This is a genomic window from Flavobacterium ardleyense (genome assembly GCF_033547075.1).
GTDB lineage: Bacteria > Bacteroidota > Bacteroidia > Flavobacteriales > Flavobacteriaceae > Flavobacterium > Flavobacterium ardleyense_A.
In genome coordinates, this window is the sequence record NZ_CP137891.1 from 1,667,240 (window position 1) to 1,687,590 (window position 20,351).

18 protein-coding genes are annotated in these 20,351 nt (G+C 35.2%); 12 read left to right on the top strand and 6 right to left on the bottom strand.

Annotated elements, in window-relative coordinates; genetic code table 11:
* Positions 1-3 precede the first annotated feature (3 nt).
* From def to mazG, 3 genes are all read left to right on the top strand, one after another.
* Entirely contained in the window at positions 4-594 is a 591-nt protein-coding gene (def, locus tag SBO79_RS07230) for a peptide deformylase (RefSeq protein WP_318639752.1), read from the top strand.
* Between the two features lie 50 nt (positions 595-644).
* The gene (locus SBO79_RS07235; RefSeq protein WP_318639753.1) at positions 645-1,184 is read left to right on the top strand and encodes a DUF5606 family protein; all 540 of its coding nucleotides are present in this window, start codon (positions 645-647) and stop codon (positions 1,182-1,184) included.
* Positions 1,185-1,264: 80 nt separating this feature from the next.
* Entirely contained in the window at positions 1,265-2,038 is a 774-nt protein-coding gene (gene mazG, locus SBO79_RS07240) for a nucleoside triphosphate pyrophosphohydrolase (protein WP_318643471.1), read from the top strand.
* A 3-nt stretch (positions 2,039-2,041) separates the two neighbouring features.
* On the opposite strand, the gene SBO79_RS07245 is transcribed toward mazG, so the two are convergent.
* The gene (locus tag SBO79_RS07245; RefSeq protein ID WP_318639754.1) at positions 2,042-2,722 is read right to left on the bottom strand and encodes a Crp/Fnr family transcriptional regulator; all 681 of its coding nucleotides are present in this window, start codon (positions 2,720-2,722) and stop codon (positions 2,042-2,044) included.
* Positions 2,723-2,825: 103 nt separating this feature from the next.
* On the opposite strand from SBO79_RS07245, the gene SBO79_RS07250 reads away from it, so the two are divergent.
* The 8 genes from SBO79_RS07250 (at position 2,826) to SBO79_RS07285 (ending at position 11,445) form a co-directional block, all read left to right on the top strand.
* Positions 2,826-5,207 carry a heavy metal translocating P-type ATPase gene (locus tag SBO79_RS07250; RefSeq protein WP_318639755.1) on the top strand — a complete coding sequence of 794 codons (2,382 nt, stop codon included), beginning with the start codon at positions 2,826-2,828 and terminating at the stop codon, positions 5,205-5,207.
* Between the two features lie 96 nt (positions 5,208-5,303).
* On the top strand, positions 5,304-5,498 hold the full coding sequence (gene ccoS, locus SBO79_RS07255; RefSeq protein ID WP_318639756.1) for a cbb3-type cytochrome oxidase assembly protein CcoS: 195 nt from the start codon (positions 5,304-5,306) through the stop codon (positions 5,496-5,498).
* A gap of 1 nt (position 5,499) precedes the next feature.
* Positions 5,500-7,683, top strand: a complete 2,184-nt coding sequence (gene ccoN / locus SBO79_RS07260) for a cytochrome-c oxidase, cbb3-type subunit I (protein WP_318639757.1) — start codon at positions 5,500-5,502, stop codon at positions 7,681-7,683.
* Between the two features lie 7 nt (positions 7,684-7,690).
* Positions 7,691-7,858 (top strand): CcoQ/FixQ family Cbb3-type cytochrome c oxidase assembly chaperone, encoded by a 168-nt coding sequence (locus SBO79_RS07265; protein WP_318639758.1) that lies wholly within the window; start codon positions 7,691-7,693, stop codon positions 7,856-7,858.
* A gap of 26 nt (positions 7,859-7,884) precedes the next feature.
* Positions 7,885-8,760 (top strand): cbb3-type cytochrome c oxidase N-terminal domain-containing protein, encoded by an 876-nt coding sequence (locus SBO79_RS07270; protein ID WP_318639759.1) that lies wholly within the window; start codon positions 7,885-7,887, stop codon positions 8,758-8,760.
* Between the two features lie 43 nt (positions 8,761-8,803).
* On the top strand, positions 8,804-10,240 hold the full coding sequence (ccoG, locus tag SBO79_RS07275; RefSeq protein ID WP_318639760.1) for a cytochrome c oxidase accessory protein CcoG: 1,437 nt from the start codon (positions 8,804-8,806) through the stop codon (positions 10,238-10,240).
* Between the two features lie 36 nt (positions 10,241-10,276).
* A complete protein-coding gene (locus tag SBO79_RS07280; RefSeq protein ID WP_318639761.1) occupies positions 10,277-10,723 on the top strand; it encodes a FixH family protein in 447 nt (148 codons plus the stop codon).
* Between the two features lie 26 nt (positions 10,724-10,749).
* A complete protein-coding gene (locus SBO79_RS07285) occupies positions 10,750-11,445 on the top strand; it encodes a sulfite exporter TauE/SafE family protein (protein WP_318643473.1) in 696 nt (231 codons plus the stop codon).
* A gap of 50 nt (positions 11,446-11,495) precedes the next feature.
* Here the strand turns inward: SBO79_RS07285 and hemN are convergent, their stop codons facing one another.
* Positions 11,496-12,860 carry an oxygen-independent coproporphyrinogen III oxidase gene (gene hemN / locus SBO79_RS07290; RefSeq protein WP_318639762.1) on the bottom strand — a complete coding sequence of 455 codons (1,365 nt, stop codon included), beginning with the start codon at positions 12,858-12,860 and terminating at the stop codon, positions 11,496-11,498.
* A gap of 117 nt (positions 12,861-12,977) precedes the next feature.
* Positions 12,978-14,954 carry a DUF349 domain-containing protein gene (locus tag SBO79_RS07295; protein WP_318639763.1) on the bottom strand — a complete coding sequence of 659 codons (1,977 nt, stop codon included), beginning with the start codon at positions 14,952-14,954 and terminating at the stop codon, positions 12,978-12,980.
* Positions 14,955-15,326: 372 nt separating this feature from the next.
* Here SBO79_RS07295 and SBO79_RS07300 point away from each other — a divergent pair, with 372 nt between their 5' ends.
* Positions 15,327-16,637, top strand: a complete 1,311-nt coding sequence (locus SBO79_RS07300) for an IS4 family transposase (protein ID WP_318639764.1) — start codon at positions 15,327-15,329, stop codon at positions 16,635-16,637.
* A gap of 170 nt (positions 16,638-16,807) precedes the next feature.
* Here the strand turns inward: SBO79_RS07300 and SBO79_RS07305 are convergent, their stop codons facing one another.
* The 3 genes from SBO79_RS07305 to SBO79_RS07315 all read right to left on the bottom strand — a co-directional run bounded on the left by SBO79_RS07305 (position 16,808) and on the right by SBO79_RS07315 (position 20,330).
* The gene (locus SBO79_RS07305) at positions 16,808-17,560 is read right to left on the bottom strand and encodes a shikimate dehydrogenase family protein (protein ID WP_318639765.1); all 753 of its coding nucleotides are present in this window, start codon (positions 17,558-17,560) and stop codon (positions 16,808-16,810) included.
* A gap of 76 nt (positions 17,561-17,636) precedes the next feature.
* The gene (locus SBO79_RS07310) at positions 17,637-19,031 is read right to left on the bottom strand and encodes a tetratricopeptide repeat protein (RefSeq protein WP_318643475.1); all 1,395 of its coding nucleotides are present in this window, start codon (positions 19,029-19,031) and stop codon (positions 17,637-17,639) included.
* 114 nt (positions 19,032-19,145) lie between these two features.
* Entirely contained in the window at positions 19,146-20,330 is a 1,185-nt protein-coding gene (locus SBO79_RS07315) for an aspartate aminotransferase family protein (RefSeq protein ID WP_318639766.1), read from the bottom strand.
* Positions 20,331-20,351: the final 21 nt, after the last annotated feature.

The following is a 20,351-nucleotide window of genomic DNA, read 5'->3' on the forward strand; positions in this document are numbered from 1 at the left end:
AAAATGATTTTACCTATTATAGGATACGGAGATCCAGTACTACGAAAAGTGGGAGAACCTATCACCAAAGATTATCCAAATCTTACAGAGACTATTGCCGATATGTACGAGACAATGTACAACGCTTATGGAGTGGGACTGGCCGCGCCACAAGTTGCACTTCCTATTAGGCTATTTGTAATTGATACTTCGCCGTTTGCATCTGATGAGGATCTTAGTGAAGAAGAGCAAGAACAACTCGCGAGTTTTAAGCAGACGTTTATCAATGCAAAAATGCTGAAAGAAGATGGTGAGGAGTGGGGTTTTAATGAAGGATGCCTAAGTATTCCCGAAGTTCGAGAAGATGTTTATAGAAATGAGCGTATTACGATCGAATTTTATGATGAAAATTTCGAAAAGAAAACTGAGATTTACGACGGACTTATCGCCAGAGTTATTCAGCATGAGTACGATCATATTGAGGGAATTCTTTTTACAGATAAAATATCATCACTCAAAAAACGTTTGATAAAAAAGAAACTTAGTAATATAATGGAAGGGAAAACCCGACCTGACTACAAAATGAAGTTCTGTGCTAAGAAAACTAGCAGATAATAAATTTAGAATTAAATAATTAAAACATATATTTTTAAAATTAAATAGAAATGACTTTAGACAAAATATTAGCCATCTCTGGAAAGCCAGGATTGTACGTTCTTAGAGTGCAAACACGTTCGGGATTTGTAGCAGAATCATTACAAGACGGAAAAAAAATTACAGTAGGTTTACGTAGCAACGTTAGCTTGCTTTCAGAAATATCTATTTATACAAATGATGACGAAAAGCTATTAGCAGATGTTATGCGCAATATTGCCATAAAAGAAAATGAAGGTCCTGCAATTTCTCATAAAGAAGACAATGCTACTATGGCTGCGTACTTTAAAGAAATTCTACCAAACTATGACCAAGATAGAGTATACCCATCTGACATCAAAAAGGTTTTAAATTGGTATAATATGCTTCAAGCAAAAGGCATGGTTTCTAAAGAAGTTCCAGCTGCTGCTAAAGAAGTTGCAACTGAAGAAAGCAAAGAAATTGTAAAAGAAGAATCTAAAGACGAAGTTGCAGAAACAGTTGAAGCAACTAAGGAAGCTCCTGCAAAACCTAAGAAAGCTGCGGCCAAAAAAGCACCAAAAGCAGAATAATTCTTTTTAACAATCAATACTAAAAAATCCTATTACCTTTGATGGTAGTGGGATTTTTTACTTTTAGAAATAATTATATGATGAATTCAAGAGAGCAACAATTAGAAGCGTTTGATAGATTATTGACCATTATGGACGAACTGCGTGAGCAATGTCCGTGGGATAAGAAACAGACTTTTGAAAGTTTAAGGCATCTTACAATTGAAGAAACGTACGAACTAGGCGATGCAATTTTAGATAAAGATCTAAATGAAATCAAGAAAGAATTGGGCGATGTTTTGCTCCATATAGTATTTTATGCAAGGATAGGAAGTGAAACTAATAATTTTGATATTGCGGATGTAGCGAATGGAATTTGCGATAAATTAATTCATAGACATCCACATATTTATGGCGATACAGTAGTAAAAGATGAAGAGGAGGTAAAGCAAAACTGGGAAAAATTAAAATTAAAAGAGGGAAGGAAATCAGTTTTGGAAGGGGTGCCCAAGAGTTTGCCAGCATTGGTCAAGGCCAGCCGTATCCAAGAGAAAGTAAAGGCTGTGGGATTTGATTGGGAAGAATCTGAGCAAGTTTGGAAAAAAGTTGAAGAGGAGATTGCCGAGTTTCATGCTGAGGTGGAGGCAAAGGATAAAGATAAAATGCAGGGTGAATTTGGCGATGTATTATTCTCTCTGATTAACTACGCTAGATTTCTAGACATCAACCCGGAAGAAGCACTAGAAAGAACAAACAAAAAATTTATAAAAAGATTCCAATATCTAGAATCAAAAGCTTCTGAGCTTGGAAAACCTTTGATGGATATGAGCCTTGCGGAAATGGATGTATTTTGGAATGAAGCAAAGAAATTATAGAACTTATTCCGCCATCTTTTTTAGGAGCTGCGGTTCTAATATTAAGATTTTCTTTCCTTGCAAATCAATAAATCGAGCCTTCTTTAATTCGGATAAGAGTCTGATAGCACTTTCGGTTGCAGTACCAATTAACGTAGCTAACTCATCACGAGAAAGATTTATCTTCAAAGATTTATCTGTATCAATACCAAATTGATCTTGCAAATGTAGCAGTGTAAATGCTAGACGGGATTTAACACTTTTTTGAGCCATATTCATAATCATTTCATTAGCCTCCTTTAGGTCAGAACAGATTGAACGCATCAACAGCAACGAGAATTGGTTGTTGTTATTAAAGGCATTCAAGATAGGCTCGCGTGGAATATAGCAAACTTCCATATCTTCCAAGGCAATAGCACTAGTATTTGAAAGTTCCTCACTGATGATTAACCGCTTATCTATAAGATCTCCAACTTGTGCTAACTTTACAATTTGATCCTTCCCATTTGCGCTGAGCTTGGTCATCTTACAAATGCCCGCCTTTATACAATACACTCCATTGGTAGTATCGCCTTCTTCAAAAAGTGCATCTCCTTTTTTAAAAATAAGAGTGGTTTTTGTGTTTTGGATAGATTCTAATTCTTCTTTATTAAGAGCTTTCAGAGAAGTTAATCCTTTCTGAATACATAAGTCGCAGCTATTCATAGGATGAATTTATAAATGAATTACAAATTTACGATTTAATATGATAAATATCATTGTAATATGTTGATAATGTGAGCAACTTTGCGCCTTAAAATTATTAGGTATGAATGCCTCAAAATGCTATCATTGCGGGCTAGATAGTATCGAATCCGATGTCATTATATTTGATGAAAAGAAGTTTTGCTGCAACGGATGTAAAACTGTTTTCGAAATTTTCAATCAAAACGATCTCACTTGCTATTATGACTTTGAACAGTTTCCAGGTGCTACTCCGCAGGATATCCAAGGTAAATATGACTTTCTTGACAATAATGCAATACTAGAGAAGCTCTTGGAATTTAATGAAGACACCATTCATATAGTATCACTAAATCTTCCGCATATTCACTGCAGTTCTTGCATATGGATTCTCGAAAACCTGAAAAAATTGCAACCTGGAATAAGTGCTTCTCAGGTAAACTTTCAAGAAAAGAATGTAAGAATTACCTATAATAATGATAAAACCAACCTTAAAGAAATTGTTTATCTTCTCTCGTCGATAGGTTATGAGCCGTATATTTCTTTAGAAAATTATGAAGCGGGGCAGAAAGATACTGATCGAACTTTGGTTTATAAATTGGGTGTTGCCTTCTTTTGTTTTGGAAATATTATGCTTTTGTCTTTTCCAGAATATTTTGAAGTATCAGAATATTGGCTGGACCACTACAGGAATTTTTTCCGTTGGTTGATATTTGCATTAGCGATGCCAAGCTTTTTTTACAGTGCGAGCGGTTATTATGTAGCTGCCTACAAAGGAATTCGTGCGGGTATTCTTAATATCGAAATTCCAATTGCGCTGGGAATTATTGTAATGTTTATCCGCAGTGCATTCGACATCATTATGGGTTATGGACCGGGATTCTTTGATAGTCTCACTGGATTGGTGTTTTTTATGTTACTTGGCAAGATGTTTCAGATTAAAACCTATGGATTTTTAAATTTCGAAAGAGATTATAAATCCTATTTTCCGGTTGCCGTGACTAAAATTTCTAAGGAAGGCGATGAAGAAAGCATTCCAATTTATGAAATTTTAAAAGGAGATCGAATTCTTATTCGAAATCAAGAATTAATTCCTGCCGATGGTATTTTGATTAGCGAATCAGCGGAGGTTGATTATAGTTTTGTTACTGGAGAAGCAGTGGCAATTTCGAAAAAATCAGGAGATAAAGTTTTTGCCGGAGGAAAACAAATCGGAAAAATTGCGGAAATTGAAGTGCTAAATTCAGTTTCGCAAAGTTATCTAACCCAACTTTGGAGCAACGATATTTTTCAGAAAGATGTCAAACAGAAATTCAAAAATATTACTGATACTGTTTCGCACTACTTCACACCAATATTATTATTAATTGCATTTGTAGCCTTTGGATATTGGATTTTTATTGATGGTAATACTGCCTTTAATGTCTTTACTGCTGTGCTTATTGTAGCGTGTCCTTGTGCTTTGGCACTTACAGCTCCTTTTACTTTAGGAAATGTGCTTAGAATTTTAGGCAAGAGTAAATTTTTCCTAAAAAATGCGCTAGTGATCGAGCAACTCGAAAAAGTTGACACGATAGTATTTGATAAAACTGGAACGATAACATCGACAAGATCAGCGCAAATTTATTATGAAGGCGAAATTTTGGAGGATAATAAACTACGTATTATCAAAGAAATGCTGCGAACTTCTAATCATCCTTTGAGCCGAATGCTCTATGACTTCCTGCCACTTACAGCATCTGTAAAGCTCGATTCATTTACGGAAGTTCCTGGAAGTGGGATGGAAGGGCAGTATAATTCTATAAGCGTGAAAGTTGGAAGTGATGCATTTGTAGGAAATTTTTTTAAAAGCGAACTTCTTCAGACTACTGTAGGTATTCAAATCGACGGGATTTTTATGGGTCGTTACATTTTTAAAAATGAATATAGAAAAGATATTTCGCAACTCTTTACAGAGTTGAGCAGAAATTATAAAATCAAACTTTTGTCTGGCGACAATGATGGTGAAAGGGCTACTCTAGAAAAAATCTTGCCAGCAAATACCGAAATGGTTTTTAATCAAAAACCAGAACAGAAATTAGCTTTTATCAAAATTTTACAAGATCAAGGTCATAATGTGATGATGGTTGGAGATGGTCTTAATGATGCTGGAGCCTTGGCGCAAAGCAACGTCGGGATTGCTGTTTCAGAAAATGTCAATGTTTTCTCACCAGCATGCGATGCTATCTTGGACGCGGAAAAGTTTGGCAAGCTATCAGATTATTTAAAACTTTCAAAAAAGGCAATCAAAGTTATAAAGATGAGCTTTATATTATCAATATTATATAATATCGTAGGACTCAGCTTTGCGGTAACCGGACATCTTGCTCCACTAGTAGCTGCTATTATTATGCCACTAAGTACAGTAACAATTGTGTCTTTTGTAACGATAATGTCTAATTACTACGCAAGGAAGTTTAAAATATAATTACTAATAGAAAAAATCGAATTAATAGGAAGTTATGATAAAAATCATATTTTCTTTTTCAATCCGGCAGTAGTTTTGTGCCATTAAATAATAAGTATGAGCGTTATCTATATTTTAATATCTATCAGCATATTAGTTGCTCTGATATTTTTCATCGCTTTTATCAAAGCAGTCAAAAGTGGGCAGTATGATGATGATTACACGCCTTCGGTCAGAATGCTCTTTGACGACGAATTGCTTAAAACGCCTGAAAAACAAGAAATAATTAAAACAAATATTAAACAAGAATAGTATGGAGATGCAACAATTTTATTATGATAACAAAATTGTAAAGAAATTTATTTACGCTACCATTGTATTTGGTGTAGTAGGGATGTTAGTAGGACTTCTACTTGCTACCCTTTTTCTATTTCCAAATTTAACCGATGGAATATCATGGCTAAGCTTTGGTAGATTGCGTCCTTTACACACCAATGCCGTCATCTTTGCTTTCGTTGGTAATGCGATGTTTGCGGGTATTTATTATTCTTTACAGCGCCTTCTCAAGACTAGAATGTACTCGGATGTATTGAGTAATATCAATTTTTGGGGATGGCAACTTATTATTGTTGCTGCGGCAATCTCATTGCCTTTGGGATATACATCGTCTAAGGAATATGCAGAATTAGAGTGGCCAATAGATATTTTCTTGACACTTATTTGGGTAGTTTTTGGCTGGAATATGATTGCCACAATCTTACGCCGAAGAGAGCGTCACTTATATGTAGCCATCTGGTTTTATCTAGCAACGTTTATAACCATAGCTGTTCTGCATATTTTTAATAGCTTGGCTTTACCGGTAACATTTATGAAAAGTTACTCAGTATATGCCGGTGTCCAAGATGCACTTGTTCAATGGTGGTATGGTCACAATGCGGTAGCGTTTTTCTTGACTACTCCATTTTTAGGACTTATGTATTACTTCGTTCCTAAGGCAGCAAATCGTCCAGTATATTCTTATAGACTTTCTATTATCCACTTTTGGTCGTTAATTTTTATTTATATCTGGGCTGGTCCTCACCACCTTTTATATTCTGCTTTGCCTGATTGGGCTCAGAATTTAGGAGTTGTTTTCTCAATTATGCTTCTTGCTCCATCTTGGGGAGGAATGATTAATGGACTATTGACCTTAAGAGGAGTTTGGGATAAAGTGCGTCAAGATGCAGTATTGAAATTCTTCGTAGTAGCGATTACTGGTTACGGTATGGCAACTTTTGAAGGTCCATTACTTTCTTTCAAAAACGTAAATGGTATTGCTCACTTTACAGACTGGATCGTTGCACACGTGCACGTTGGTGCTTTGGCTTGGAATGGTTTCCTTGCCTTTGGTATGATCTACTGGTTGATTCCTAGAATGACCAAAGGAAAATTATATTCAGATAAATTAGCAAATGCACACTTCTGGATTGGTACCTTGGGTATCATTATGTATACACTACCTTTGTACGTTGCTGGATTTACGCAAGCAGCAATGTGGAAACAATTTAACCCTGACGGAACTTTAACTTACGGTAACTTCTTAGAAACTGTAACTCAAATTATTCCAATGTATTGGATGCGTGCTATTGGTGGAACATTATACTTAATCGGAATGTTTATTTTGGTTTATAATATCATCAAAACAGTTAGTGCAAATGCAGCAATCGAAGATGAATTAGCAGAAGCTCCGGCTCTTACAGTGGTAAGTAGTTCGAGAGTTAAAGGGGAAAGATTTCACGCTTGGTTAGAAAGAAAACCGATCCAGATGGCAATTTTAGCGACAATCGCAATCCTTATTGGAGGTATCGTTCAGATTGTACCTACTATTATGGTTAAATCTAACATCCCTACAATTGATGCGGTAAAACCTTATACACCTTTAGAGCTTGAAGGTAGAGATATTTACATTAGAGAAGGATGTGTTGGATGTCACTCTCAGCAAGTACGACCATTTAGAAGTGAAGTAGAGCGTTATGGTCCTCAATCTAAAGCTGGAGAATATGTGTACGATCACCCGTTCTTATGGGGTTCAAAAAGAACTGGTCCAGATTTAATGCGTGTGGGTCAGAAATATAATGACAATTGGCATTTTAATCACATGTGGGATCCACAGAGTACGTCACCTGGTTCAATTATGCCTGGATATAAGTGGTTATTTGCTAATGAGCAAATGAACTATGGAGATATGGAAGCTAAGTTACGCGTTATGCAAAAATTAGGTGTTCCTTATACCGACCAAGAGGTTGCAAATGCTACAAAAAACATGGAAGAACAAGGACTTCGAATTCTTGAAAACCTTAAATCCGATCCTGATTTTGTTAAGAGTTACGAAGCTAGCAAGAAGAAAGCCGCTGCCGATGGAGAAGAGTTCGTTCCGATGGACAAACGCGAAATTACTGCTGTAATAGCATATATTCAGAGATTAGGAACTGATATCAAAGTAAAAACAACTAATTAGAAAGAGCATGTTTGAAGCAATAAAACATAATTTAGAAACGATAGTTGGGGTAGAGATCTACCCCATCATATCACTAACGATATTCTTTACATTCTTTATAGGTCTAGGCATTTGGGTCTTCTCCTACAGAAAAGAAACCATTGATGAGGTATCGCAACTCCCACTAGACAACTAATTAGAAACAATTAAAATACACTGACGATGAAAAAATTTTTTCCTGGATATGTTTGGGTGCCAATTGCCTTCTTTTCGGTTGCCTTCATCTTTGAGTTAGCAATTGATACAGGTCATCTTCCTGCTCTTTTAACATTCCCAATATTGTTATTAACTTTACTTATAATATTGGTCGTATTAATAGCAATTCACCTTACTATAAAAGCGATCAACAACGTCTCTTATTTTCTAATGAGCGATGAAGACAAACGTATGAAAGAGGTAGAGGATGCTATGAGCTTCACAGAAAAACCATGGTACCAAAATCTAATGCGGAAGTTAACAAAGAGTGAACCTCTTGAAAATGAAGAAAGCTTGCTTTTGCACCATGATTATGATGGGATTAAAGAACTAGACAATGATTTACCACCATGGTGGACGTGGTTGTTTATAATTTCTGTAATTTATTCTGTTTTTTATTTTACAAAGTACCAAATTATGGATGGCAATTCTCAGGAAGATGAATTTCAAACTGAGATGGCTGCGGCCAAATTGCAAGTGGACGAATACAAAAGGACTGCGCCAGATATGATGGATGAAAACACGGTTGAAGTTCTAACCGATGCTGCGGCATTAGCTGCTGGTAAAACAATTTTCGAAAGTAATTGTGTGGCATGTCACCGCCCCGATCTTGGTGGCTCAATTGGTCCAAACTTGACGGATACACATTGGATTCTAGGTGGTACTATCAAAGAAATTTTCCATACAATTGCCAAAGGTGGTCGTGACGGAAAAGGAATGGTTGCTTGGAATACTACTTTAAAACCTAAGGAAATTCAACAGGTATCTAGTTATATCCTTTCTATGAAAGGTACTAATCCCGCCGAAGCAAAAGCTGCCGAAGGTGATATTATTATCGAATAAATAAATTTACTATCCGTTGGGATGGTGAGCAAAAAAAATCAAGATGAACGAGGATGATTTGGATGAAGACAAATACAATGAAGCATTTAGAGATACCATCGGTACTCTAGATGAAGAAGGTAATAGAAAATACATATTTCCTAAAAAACCACACGGACGTTTTTATAAATATAGAAAATATGTAAGTTACATCCTGCTTGCAATTTTGGTGGCCAATCCTTTTATAAAGGTAAATGGCAATCAGTTTATGCTTTTTAATGTCATGGAAAGGAGATTCAATATTTTTGGATTTCCTTTTTGGCCACAAGATTTTTACATCTTTGTAGTATGTATGCTCGTTGGAGTAGCGTTTGTTTTACTATTCACCGTTGTATACGGACGTATTTTCTGTGGATGGATTTGTCCGCAAACAATTTTTCTTGAACTAGTATTTAGACGAATTGAATATTGGATAGATGGCGACAGAGGGTCGCAAATGCGTCTTTCAAGACAAAAATGGGACGCTGAAAAGATCAGGAAGAGAGTCTCTAAATGGTTTATCTTCTTTATAATTTCATTTTTAATTGCAAATGTATTTTTGGCTTATGTAGTAGGGAGTGATACCCTTTATTTAATGATGAAGGAAGGACCTATCAAACAGTCAGGAAATTTCTTAGGACTGCTAACATTTACAGGGGTATTTTACTTCATTTTCGTTTGGTTTAGAGAACAAGTTTGTATTATCGCCTGTCCTTACGGCCGACTGCAAGGGGTGCTTTTGGATGATAAATCAATCAATGTTGCATACGATTTTGTACGTGGTGAAAAAGAAGTAGGACGAGCAAAATTTAACAAAAAAGAAGATCGGGCCCAAAGTGGTAAAGGTGATTGCATCGATTGTAATCAGTGCGTTCACGTTTGTCCAATGGGTATAGATATTAGAAATGGAACGCAACTAGAATGTACAAACTGTACTGCTTGTATAGATGAGTGCGACACCATTATGGAAAGTGTAGGTTTGCCTAAAGGACTAATTAGATATGCATCAGAAACAGAAATAGCCAAAAAAGAACCATTCAAGTTTACGGCTCGAATGAAAGGATATACGGCTGTTCTATTTATATTATTAGGTGTTTTAGTAGGCTTGCTTTTCTTGCGAAATGACGTTGAAGCGTCAGTACTTCGTCTTCCAGGCCAGCTATTTGAACATAAGGGAGATAAAATTTCAAATGTATACACCTATAAAATTGTAAATAAAACTAACAAAGACTTTACCGATGTTCGATTTGAATTAATATCACCAAAGGGTGAAATTAAAACGGTAGGTTCCAATCGTATTTTAGTCAAAAAGGGAGAGTTTGCACAAGGTACTATTTTTATAGAAATTGAATCGTTCCTGCTAGAAAGTGATAAGAGCAAATTACATATTGCTGTATATAATGGCGATATTTTGCTCGAGTCTACAACAACTAACTTCTTATCGCCTCGCAGTTTTAATTAGCCTAAATTTGCTGAAAGATTTAAAAAAATTACTAGTATGAAAATTAATTGGGGAAAGGGAATTGTAATTGCATTCATTCTTTTTATGTCATTTATCTTATATTTTGTTGTTACAATGATCACTAATCCTGCCTATGATAATGAAATGGTTGTGGAGGAATATTATAAAGTAGATGCCGAATATGGTACTGTAATGGATCAATTAAATGCTGGAAACGCGCTCACTGAGAAAGTGAAAATTTCACATAATGCTCAAGCAATTTCTGTTCTATTTCCTTCAAATATTCCAGCCGACAAGATTGATGGAATTATAACTTTATACAGGCCTTCTAGCAAGATTCTTGATTTTGAAGTTCCGATCAAAATCTCTGAATCAGAGCTTAAAATTCCGGCTGACAAACTAGCCGGTGGAGTTTGGAAAATTACCGTCGCTTGGAATTACAGCGGAAAAAAATATATGACAACAGAACAGCTTTACTTATAGTAAAGCTGTTTTAATTTCTAATGAGTATGTTATTTACAGCTTTAGTATTTGGACTTCTAAGCAGTTTTCACTGCGTAGGAATGTGCGGACCAATTGCGATGATGCTACCCGTAACTCACAACAATCCTCCCAAAAAAGCGCTACAAGTTGCGCTGTATCATCTAGGGCGTCTCACATCTTATAGTGTATTAGGCCTACTTTTTGGAATTTTTGGTCGTGGACTGTATTTGGCGGGTTTTCAACAAAATCTTTCCATATTTATTGGAATTGCTATTTTACTAGTGGTGATTATTCCCGAACGTACAATTGCTAAGTGGACATTTGCCCAACCAATTTATAAATTCGTTGGCAGAGCAAAATCTAAACTAGGGCAACAATTCAAAAAAAGTAGTTTCACATCTCTATATACTATTGGAGTACTCAACGGACTAATTCCTTGCGGAATGGTTTACGTAGCCATCTTTGGAGCAATTGGAATGCAGAATGAATTTTACGGAATGTTTTATATGTTTCTATTCGGACTAGGCACAATCCCGTTGATGACTGCGGTTGTTTATCTAAAAGCTTTTATAAGTGTTTCAATGCGTAATAAAATCAACAAGATTATTCCTTATGTAGCTGCAGTTGTGGGTATATTATTTATTCTGAGAGGTTTAGGTTTGGGAATTCCATATGTTTCCCCATCAAATATGAGCCTTTTTGTTAGCAGCGCAGATTGCTAATTATAGAAAAAGCGATTAGAAAATTGTAAATTCTAATCGCATTTGTTAATTTAAATTGTCATCGAGAACAATTTTGTGGACGGTGCTTTCCGCTTTAGCAAAAGATCAAATGCCATACAAATATTCCGAACGTAAGCTTTTCCTTCTTCTGTTACTTCAATCGATCGCTCACCTAAAATCAGCAATCCGTCTTCTTCCATTTCTTGTAATTGATCTAAAATTTCTGGCAACTCACCAAATTGCTCCGAAGGTTCGTGCCAAGTAGTTTTGAAGTTGCACATCAAATTTAAAATATGTCGACGAATCATCAAGTCTTCCTCGGTCAAAATATGTCCTTTTACGATTGGCAATTTATCTTGGTTCAATAATTCATAATAGGTTTCGATTTTCTTCTCGTTTTGTCCAAAACTATACCAAGAATCTCCAATCGAAGATGCTCCTAACCCAATCATCAATTGAGTTTTTGAAGCACTATAACCCATAAAGTTTCGGTGCATTCCGCCAGTTTTAAAAGCTTTGTACAAAGAATCAGATTCTACTGCAAAGTGATCCATTCCAATTTCTTGGTATCCTTTTTCAAAAAGCATTTGCTTTCCTACTTCGTATAATTCTCTTTTGGTCTCATCTTTTGGCACATCTTCATCATTAAAACCTCGCTGTCCCGTGCCTTTAATCCATGGCACGTGTGCATAGCTATAAAATGCCAACCGATCAGGTCGGAGTGATTTTGTCTTTTCGATAGAATCAATCACATCCTCCTTTGTTTGAAACGGTAGTCCGAAAATAAGATCATGACTAACAGATTCATACCCGATCTCTCTCGCCCATAATGTTACTTTTGCAACTTGCTGGAAAGTTTGAAATCTGTGAATTGCTTTCTGAATTTTTTCTGAATAATCTTGAACTCCATAACTCACCCTCCTAAATCCTAAATCATATAAGGTTTGCAAATGCTCTTTGGTTGTATTATTAGGATGACCTTCAAAACTCATTTCGCAATTAGCGGTTTTATCTGCTAAAGCAAATATTCCGTCGATCAATAATTTAAGGTTTTCATGAGAAAAAAAAGTTGGTGTTCCGCCACCCAAGTGAACTTCTTTTATAATTGGTTTCTTGTCAAAAAGTTCGCAATACAAAAGCCACTCTTTCAACACAGCTTTTATATACGGATCTTCATTGTCATGATTTTTTGTAATTCGCTTATGACATCCGCAAAAGGTGCAGAGATTTTCGCAAAAAGGCAAGTGTATGTACAAACTTATTCCTTCGGTTTTATTGCTTTCAGAAAATGACTTCTTTAGAGTTTTCTTCCAGATTTCAAAATCAAAGGTGTTTTGGTCCCAATAAGGTACAGTTGGATAACTGGTATATCGTGGCCCTGGAACATTATATTTTCGTACTAAAGAGTTTTTCATATCTATTAATTATCAATACAAAAGTATTGATAATCAAAGCCCCCTAAAATGATATATGTCATACGCTTACCAAAATTTCACCAAAAAAAAACACTGACTAGCAGTGTTTTTCGATATTTATTCTGTTTTAATACTTCGAACTTGTTGAAGTTTTTCTTTCAAAGTCTCCAACTCTTCTCGAAGACGAGAAATATTTTTATGAACCTCTGCTAAAATCGGATTATCCTTTTTAGCATTTGCAAAAAACAACATATTATTTTCTAATTGCAAAATTTCAGATTGTACTTCATCGATTTTTTTAGATAAGAAAATCTTTTCTCCTTCAATTTTACGACTGTCATTCGCATCAGATAACTGCTCCATTCTGTTTGCAAAACGCAACATGTCCGAATCTTTCTTGCTTAAACTTAATTTGTCAAAAAGAACATCAAGAACTTTATTGAATTTTCCTTCTATATGACGGCGTGCTTGAGGCACTCTACCAAAGGTTTTCCACTTTTCGATGTGAGCTTTTATCGCGTCCAAATCAGTTTTATGATCGCCACTAAGTTCAAAATCTTTTAGAGTATCAAGATAGTTCTTCTTGTTTTCAAAAGCTTCTATTTCTTCGTTATTCAACTCGCTGCGCTGTTCCTTTAACTTATCGAAATAATGATTACATGCGGTTTTAAATTCTTTCCAAAGTTTATCAGAATATTTTTTAGGGACGTGCCCAATCTGTTTCCACTCATCCTGAATCTGCTTCATTATTGGTGTAGTAGCAGCAAAATCTTCACTATTCTGAAGTTCTTTCGCTTTTTCTACTAGCGCTGTTTTCTTGCTTAGATTTGTGCTTTGATCTTTCTTAATGTCTTTGTAAAATGAATTTTTTAAAGCATTAAAGTTACGAACCGCACTTTTAAAAGTAGACCATGTTGCTTCATTATGCTCCTGTGGAACTTTTCCAGCCGTAAAAAAGGAATTGCGTAAAGCTTCAACTTTTTCTATCTGTGCCAACCAAGCACTGTGACTTCCAACTTTTGTAGTGGATAGTTCTTCAAGCTGTCGCACAATTTCTTGTTTTTTCTCAAGATTTTCTGTTTCACGTCCGCGCTGTTTTTCAAAAAGAACTTCTCTTTTATCATGCATTTGCTTAGTCAAATCACTAAATTTATTCCAGATCTCATCGCGCTTGTCTTGCGCAACAGGTCCAATATCTTCCTTCCAAATTTTATGCAAATCTTGCAATTCACGGAAAGCTTTGTTTATATCATCCTCATTTACTAACTCCTCAACTCGAGCAACAATTTTTTCTTTTTGCTCAAGATTGTGTTTAAAATCTAAGTCACGTGCCTCACGGTCAAGGTGTAGATAATCATAAAAATTCTCGACATGAAAATGGTAATTGTTCCAAACGTGGTTGTATTTGTCCTTTGGAATCGATCCCGCATTTTTCCATCGGTCACGCAGTTCATTAAAGTGCTTTAAGCTATCCTTGATATTTTCTTGAGGATTTATTAAATCTTTTAACTCTTCGACTATTGCCAAACGAGTTTCCAGATTTGTTGCTAAATTATTCTGAAGACTTTTAAAATGCGTATTTTTTTTATCTCTATAACTAGAATAAAGTTTGTCAAAAGAATGTTTTAGTGGAAAATCATACCTAAAATCTTCCGTCGTCTCAGGATTTTCCTCAGTAAATTGTTCTTTTTTCTCTTCAATAAAATGATTGTACTTGCTCAAGAACGCTTTTCTTACCTCCTCAACGTGCTCTTTTACAGACATTGTTTTTTCAACTGCAACAAGATTCTCCAACGCGTCAACCAATTCTTCCATTGACATCGCCTCATAATCTTCCATCGGAATATTGTGGCGATCTTTTAACGTTTCATCTTCACTTTCTTCAGCGTTCGAATTCTCGATATCTATAATAGCCTGTTGTTGTTTATCAACCTCAAGTCGACTTTCGTCCCCTAATTCTGCCTCAGCAATTGTTACTGTTTCATCTTGTTCTTGAGGGATTGCAGTTTCTGTTTCGGTAGTAGCTACGTCTTGTACTTGTCCATCTGCCAGCTGTTCGTTGTCTGCCAGGTTATCATTCTTTTGGTCTAACATTGCAAAAAATGTTTAAGTTCATATTTATTGAATGCGAAAGATAGTAAAGGCGCGCTTTATTTCAAAGGAAATCGACAGTAAAACAATCGTATTAAACAACAGATTTGTAAATTTAAAATGAGTCTGTGTAATTATTATTTAAAAGAATAAATGCAACAATGATGAATTTTAACAAATTTCCGCATTTTTATTAGGGCGTGCCCTTCGCCACAACGTTACAAATAAAGTAGAAATTGTGAGGCGGCTCAGGTCAGGCTCAATGTCATTAATTTAAGGTTTTAATGTGGTGATTTATAGCTTATTAAAGTATTTAAAACTTGTTTAATTGTAAGTTAATTCTTATTTTTATATGAATATTATACATATAAGTAGATGAAAAGTAATTCTGATTTGATAGTTCAAAAATTAAAAGAGGTGATTTTTAGTGAGACAATTATACAAGAATTTAAAATGAATGATTCTGATTTTACAAGAAATAGAAAACAGCCTTTTGGTTTTATGGTAAATTTTCTGAAAAAGAGTTTAATCATAGAAATAGATAATTATCTAAATCACGTCAAATTTAAGCTGCAGGACTGCAGTTTTAAAAGCTTTACATCTAGTGCTTTTGTGCAGAAGAGAAAAAAAATAAATCATACTGTTTTTAAATTTTTATCTTCTGTAATCATTGATAATTATTATATTAAAAGCAATAAAAATATTAAATTTTTTGAAGGCTTCAGGCTTTTAGCAGTTGATGGTTCCAGAACAGCTCTCCCTAACTCAAAAGAACTTCAAGAAACCTTTGGGCAAGCCAAGAACCAAACCGAGGCCATTGTAGTTCAAGGTCGAGTTTCTATTTTATATGACGTTTTAAATCATATAGTTATTGATTCGGTTCTATCCAATTTAAAAATTGCCGAGCGTGAATTAGCATTGGGTCACGCTGAACATTGGAAACCTAAAGATTTAATAATTTATGATAGAGGATATCCATCTTTTAACTTTAAATATCAACATACTAGAAAAGAAATTGACTACTTAATGCGAGTACCAGTAGGGTATAGCAAAGTTGTTATGGCATTTGTTGATAGTAAAAAAACCAGCTCAAAAGTGACAATATCTCCTCCGGCTAAACACAATTATAAAGACAAAGATTACACAAAAACTGCAACGCTGAAGGTTCGTTTAGTAAGAGTTGATTTGCCTTGTGGCGAAATTGAAATATTATTCACATCATTGCTTGACAGTCAACAATATCCTTCATCAATGTTTAAAGAACTGTATTTTTTACGTTGGGGAGTGGAGACTTTTTATGATCAATTAAAAAATAAATTAAAACTCGAACACTTTACTGGATACTCAGCCTCGAGTGTGCTGCAAGACTTTTATTGCAGCATTTTTATCAGCAATTTACAGTCAGTTATAGTTAATGATTTACAAGCTGAATTAGATGAAAAGAGTGAGGGAAAAATGTATAGACAAAAAGTAAATACAAATCTATCTTATGGTTTTTTGAAAAATAGAGTTTTAGAATTGCTGTGGAAAGATATCCCAGCTACTGAAATCCGTCGAGAATTAAAAACACTATTTCTTAAAAACACTATACCTATTAGAAATGGACGAAACGAAACTCGAAATCGAAAAAAATATCAAAATAGAAACAAACCAAAAGTTACTAAAAATCAGAGAGATGCGATATGATAATCTCTTAACTTAATGACATTGAGGTCAGGCTATCCGCTCCCAATCTTTGTTGTAGTTTTTTCTTCGCAAAGCCACAACAAAGGATTTGCTTCGCCTGTTCGCAAAAGCTTGGGTCCACTGCCGTCCTTCTCGTAAGACACCGTCGAAAAACAACAACTTTTGCAAAATCATTTCTTCTTCTTTGTTTTGTTCCAAATGTCCCAAGCTGCTTCTGCCTGATACACCAACATCGAATAGCCGTTCTTTATAACTGCTCCCTGTTCTTTAGCTTTTTTAAGAAAAGTAGATTCCTCTGGATTATAAATTAAATCGTAAGCAATATGCTGATCGGTGAAAAGTTCATACGGCAATTTCGGACAGTCGTTCACATTGGGAAATGTCCCCACTGGTGAGCAATTAATCACGATTGTAAATTTGGCGAAAGCCTTCTCATCCAAATCCTCATAACTAAGGGTGTTGCACTTCTTTTCACGACTTACCAAAGTACTTTTTATTTTCAGTTGCTTCAATGCAAACACAATTGCCTTCGATGCACCACCAGTGCCAAGTATCAAAGCTTTGGTGTGGTGGGGACATAGTAGGGGAGTAATAGATTTTGTAAATCCAATCCAATCGGTATTATAGCCTTTTAATTTTCCCTTTTTCGAAATCCGAATGGTATTCACAGCTCCAATCTTCACTGCTTTTTTTGACATTTTGTCCAACGTCGGAATAACCGAAACTTTGTATGGAATTGTAATATTTAAGCCTTTAATTTTTGGATTTTTATTCAGAATTTGTTTCAAATCGGAAATCGAGTCTATATCATAATTATCATAAGAATAATTTGGTAAGCCATCAACTTTAAATTTTTCAGTAAAAAACATTTTCGAAAAAGAATAATGAATATTTCTTCCCACAAGGCCAAATTTGACTTTCATAATTTAAAGTTTTTTTAAATAAAAAAAGACTGATGCTTTTTAAAGTATCAGTCTAATAAAAGTAATTATAATAAATCTATTTTTTAAATTGAATAATCAAATTCTTTATCATTTGACTTTCCCAAACGGTTGGAAACAAATCTTTGATTACAGTTCTTTTTTCATAATTCAATCGCAATCCATTGCAAAAGTGAAACGCCATCTTTTCATGTTCCATAATTAGATAGTACAATCCGGCTAATCTATATTCAATTTCATATTCTTCTGGAAAATACTCTGCGGCCTGCAGTAAAGTCTGTATTCCCGACTCAAACTCGCCCAAAAACTGAAGAATATCAACCCAAAACAGCCAAGTATCTAACGAATAATCCCCGTATTCTACTGCTTTTCTATACCCATATTCAGCTTCTTCAAAAAGATGCAGTGATTTATTAATAGATGCAAATCGCTTCCAGTACAGGCAATTTTCATTGTCTATTGACAACGCTTTGTTAACGTAGTAAAGTGCTTTTTGATAATTTTTCTGCCGTACGTAGTAATCTGTAATCGCAATCCATCCTTTATCTAATAATGGATCTTCATGAACGGTTCTGTTATAAAATTTGATAGCCAAAGCTTTCTTACCTAACTTCTCATAACACTTTCCAATTCGCAATAATGCGTACGAAGTAGGATCGTCAAGCTCGATTGTTCTGTTATAACTTTCAATTGCCTCGCTGTACATCTTAAGACGTTCCTGAGCCTTTCCCATTTCCATAAAAGCACCTACAAACTCATCATCTGTATAGGTTGCAAACTCAAATGCTCGTACCGCTTCTGAATATTCTTTAAGCCCATAATGCAATCTACCAATCTGATGCCAAGCTATTTCGCTATATGGATTTGTGTCTACGTAAGAGTTTAAATAAGCTATAGCTTCTATATTTTGATCTAAAAATTCAAAGCAATAAACTACATTATAGAGAGCGGTCTGATCTTCAGGATCCTCTTCCAGACATTTCATAAAATTCTCTTTGGCCAATTCTAGATTGTCCATAAAGAGATATTCCATCCCAATCAAGTTGTAAACATCGGCATAATCATCCGTGTAATCCAACGCTGTTTTAAGTAGTTCAACCGCTTTCTCGTGATTATCTCTTTTAGAATAAATGCTGGCTTTCTGAATATAAATTTCTTCATTATTCGGCTCGATAGCATAAAGTTCGTTTAGCAATTTTTCGGCAGGGTCAAGCTTATTGTCATAAACCATCATCTCTACTTGTACCAATCGTAGACCAGTACTTTTTGGGTGCTGCTCAAGGGCTAGTTTCAATGCTTTTTTGGCTAGAGCAACTTTGCCCATATCCAAATAATGCAGTACAATCTCTTCAAATTCTTCGGAGTCAAAAAACAAAACTTTGTTTGTTTTTAGCATTGATTCAAATTTTGAAAGAGATAAATTATAATCTTCTTCTTCGTTGCTTAGTTGCATACTGTTTTCCTTTAGATTATCTGTACTAAAATTACAGATCATATTGTTATTGATTCTTTGAAACCCAAATTGTTTTAAACAATTTCATTAACAAAAAAAATAGTAGTAACTAATTCATAGTTCGGCTTGTACTTCATCCAGTACGTCTATTAAAATTTTGCAACCTTTGGTGATCTCATCTTCTGTAATGGTCAAAGGCGGTGTTATACGTATTGCGCGTGCTTCAAACAGCAGCCAAAATAAAATTAGGCCTTTTTCTTGGCATTTTAGTATAATATTGTCACAAATTTCAGGCTTCTCAGTCATTGCGGCTAGCATTAAGCCACGACCTCGAACCTCTGTAATCAAAGGATGTACCAAAAGAGAACGGAAAAGTTTTTCTTTCTCTATTGCTTGCGGTATCAAAGAGGTTTCGGAAATTTCTTTTAAAGTTGCCAAGCAGGCTGCCGCTATGACAGGATGTCCGCCAAAGGTTGTAATATGACCCATCTTGGGATTGTTGCTCAATAAATCCATATATTCTGGCGATGAAACAAAACCTCCAACCGGCATTCCGCCACCCATTCCTTTTCCAATAATAATAATATCTGGAACAACGTTATAATTTTCAAAACCAAATAATTTTCCAGTGCGTCCAAAACCCGGCTGAATTTCGTCAATAATCATCAACGCACCCATGTCTTCGCAACGCTGCTTTACCTTTTTTAAAAAATCATTTTCGGGTTCAATGAATCCGGCGCCACCTTGAATGCTTTCTAAAATAATCGCTGCGGTTTTTTCGGTAATTTTTAATAAATCCTCTTCATTATTAAAATCGATAAACGCAACATCTGGAATTAATGGAAGAAAAGGTTTTTTGCGCTCTTCGTGTTCCATTACACTCATAGATCCCATCGTATTGCCATGATAAGCGTTTCTGCAAGAAATAAATTGCGTTCTTCCCGTAACACGACGGGCAAGCTTTAATGCACCTTCTGTAGCTTCGGTGCCAGAGTTTACCAAGTAAGTTTTACTAAGTTGCGATGGAAGCATAGAAGCCAACAACTTGCAATACTCCACTGCAGGACTTTGCGAATATTCGCCGTAAACCATCACGTGCGAGTATAGATCCAACTGCTTCTTGATTGCTTCGTTCACTTTCTGATTTTTATGTCCTAAAGACGCTCCAGAAACTCCGGCTACAAAATCAATATATTTTTTTCCTGATTTGTCATAAATATAAATGCCCTCAGCATGCGAAACTTCAATTCCTAATGGGTAAGGTGAAGTTTGTGCTTGGTATTTTATAAAGTCATTCATTGTTTTCTGATTTTGATCTAG

Excerpts from the sequence above, each read along its gene's own strand:
- SBO79_RS07235 (WP_318639753.1), top strand. The coding sequence starts at position 645 with ATGACTTTAGACAAAATATTAGCCATCTCTGGAAAGCCAGGATTGTAC.
- SBO79_RS07310 (WP_318643475.1), bottom strand. The coding sequence starts at position 19,031 with ATGCAACTAAGCAACGAAGAAGAAGATTATAATTTATCTCTTTCAAAA.
- def (WP_318639752.1), top strand. The coding sequence starts at position 4 with ATGATTTTACCTATTATAGGATACGGAGATCCAGTACTACGAAAAGTG.
- SBO79_RS07270 (WP_318639759.1), top strand. The coding sequence starts at position 7,885 with ATGAAAAAATTTTTTCCTGGATATGTTTGGGTGCCAATTGCCTTCTTT.
- SBO79_RS07245 (WP_318639754.1), bottom strand. The coding sequence starts at position 2,722 with ATGAATAGCTGCGACTTATGTATTCAGAAAGGATTAACTTCTCTGAAA.
- SBO79_RS07295 (WP_318639763.1), bottom strand. The coding sequence starts at position 14,954 with ATGTTAGACCAAAAGAATGATAACCTGGCAGACAACGAACAGCTGGCA.
- SBO79_RS07315 (WP_318639766.1), bottom strand. The coding sequence starts at position 20,330 with ATGAATGACTTTATAAAATACCAAGCACAAACTTCACCTTACCCATTA.
- SBO79_RS07265 (WP_318639758.1), top strand. The coding sequence starts at position 7,691 with ATGTTTGAAGCAATAAAACATAATTTAGAAACGATAGTTGGGGTAGAG.
- SBO79_RS07250 (WP_318639755.1), top strand. The coding sequence starts at position 2,826 with ATGAATGCCTCAAAATGCTATCATTGCGGGCTAGATAGTATCGAATCC.
- ccoS (WP_318639756.1), top strand. The coding sequence starts at position 5,304 with ATGAGCGTTATCTATATTTTAATATCTATCAGCATATTAGTTGCTCTG.
- mazG (WP_318643471.1), top strand. The coding sequence starts at position 1,265 with ATGAATTCAAGAGAGCAACAATTAGAAGCGTTTGATAGATTATTGACC.
- hemN (WP_318639762.1), bottom strand. The coding sequence starts at position 12,860 with ATGAAAAACTCTTTAGTACGAAAATATAATGTTCCAGGGCCACGATAT.
- SBO79_RS07285 (WP_318643473.1), top strand. The coding sequence starts at position 10,750 with ATGTTATTTACAGCTTTAGTATTTGGACTTCTAAGCAGTTTTCACTGC.
- SBO79_RS07300 (WP_318639764.1), top strand. The coding sequence starts at position 15,327 with ATGAAAAGTAATTCTGATTTGATAGTTCAAAAATTAAAAGAGGTGATT.
- SBO79_RS07305 (WP_318639765.1), bottom strand. The coding sequence starts at position 17,560 with ATGAAAGTCAAATTTGGCCTTGTGGGAAGAAATATTCATTATTCTTTT.
- ccoG (WP_318639760.1), top strand. The coding sequence starts at position 8,804 with ATGAACGAGGATGATTTGGATGAAGACAAATACAATGAAGCATTTAGA.
- SBO79_RS07280 (WP_318639761.1), top strand. The coding sequence starts at position 10,277 with ATGAAAATTAATTGGGGAAAGGGAATTGTAATTGCATTCATTCTTTTT.
- ccoN (WP_318639757.1), top strand. The coding sequence starts at position 5,500 with ATGGAGATGCAACAATTTTATTATGATAACAAAATTGTAAAGAAATTT.